The following is a 1,329-nucleotide window of genomic DNA, read 5'->3' on the forward strand; positions in this document are numbered from 1 at the left end:
GGCCAGTGGATAGAACACGAGCAGAACGTTTTTCACGTTCCTGTACGACGACAACGTGACCAGTTGATTGTTCTGGTCTTTGAGGGTGAAGTCGGGCGCAACCGCGCCAACCTCGATCGGCATCTAGAACCGTCTTCCTGTATCGAGCATCTCCCCTACCGCTTGGTGGCAGGGGTCTTGGGCTGAACCAATCGACTTCCGATCCAGTCACCGAGGTTTGCCGCAGAGGTCTGCGTCAATCCTGCGGTCGGGGCGGACTCGGCGATCTCACTGGGTTCGACATGTCCGGACATGCCGGTCTTGGGGCTGAGGACCCACACGATGCCATCGTCCGAGAGCGGACCGATCGCATCCATGAGTGCATCGACCAGGTCACCGTCTCCGTCGCGCCACCACAGCAGTACAACGTCGATCACCTCGTCGGAATCCTCGTCGAGGGTCTCGCCACCGATCGCATCTTCTACGTCGGCGCGCAGATCATCGTCGGTGTCCTCGTCCCAGCCCAGCTCCTGTACGACCATGTCGCGAGTGATGCCAAGTTTCTGAGCGTAGTTCTGAGCGTCCGCCGCGGCGAACACGGTGGTGACCTCCTTGAATTGTGGGTGCAGTAGTCAAAGCGAACAGTGTCGAAGCCGTTCGCGCAAGCTGACCGCGCCGAAATTGCGTACATAAATTTCTACTGGTGGGTATCGGACCTCTGTACTACCAGAACCGACGAGATGCGGCAGGATTGGGGAGGAATCACGAGAACGAGGAAAGTAGACCGCCGTCACAGGGGCGGGACTACCGGGACCGGGCGCCACACCGAGCGTCCGCCACATTGAGGAGTGCACACGTTGTCCGAAGTGAACAGCGGCGAACGGCAGAACACATCGTCTGCAGGCAAGAAGGGCTCGGACGGCCGGGTCCGCGTCATCCGTGAGGGTGTCGCGTCGTACCTGCCCGATATCGACAACGACGAGACCAACGAATGGATCGAATCGTTCGACGGCTTGTTGGAGAGGTCCGGCCCCAACCGCGCTCGCTACCTGATGCTCAGGTTGCTCGAGCGCGCCGGCGAGCGCCGCGTCGCGTTGCCGTCGCTGACGTCGACGGATTACGTCAACACCATTCCCACCGAGAACGAGCCGTGGTTCCCCGGCGACGAGTCCATGGAACGCCGTTACCGCGCCTGGATCCGCTGGAACGCCGCGATCATGGTGCACCGCGCGCAGCGTCCCGGCGTCGGTGTCGGTGGCCACATCTCCACGTATGCCTCGTCGGCTGCGCTCTACGAGGTCGGCTTCAACCACTTCTTCCGCGGCAAGGACCACCCGGGCGGCGGCGACC

The 1,329-nt window shown here is 62.0% G+C and carries 2 protein-coding genes and 1 pseudogene; 1 reads left to right on the top strand and 2 read right to left on the bottom strand.

What is annotated here, in order from left to right:
- A partial coding sequence (locus A2J02_RS19095) for a redoxin domain-containing protein (protein ID WP_156516303.1) occupies window positions 1-123 on the bottom strand: 123 nt, incomplete at its 3' end.
- Window positions 124-155: 32 nt separating this feature from the next.
- A complete protein-coding gene (locus tag A2J02_RS19100) occupies window positions 156-578 on the bottom strand; it encodes a DUF3052 domain-containing protein (RefSeq protein WP_068052243.1) in 423 nt (140 codons plus the stop codon).
- Between the two features lie 267 nt (window positions 579-845).
- Here A2J02_RS19100 and A2J02_RS19105 point away from each other — a divergent pair.
- A pseudogene (locus tag A2J02_RS19105) lies at window positions 846-1,329 on the top strand (pyruvate dehydrogenase (acetyl-transferring), homodimeric type); the annotation flags it as partial.

The sequence above is a fragment of the Rhodococcus sp. EPR-147 genome, from assembly GCF_001647185.1.
Classification (GTDB): domain Bacteria; phylum Actinomycetota; class Actinomycetes; order Mycobacteriales; family Mycobacteriaceae; genus Rhodococcoides.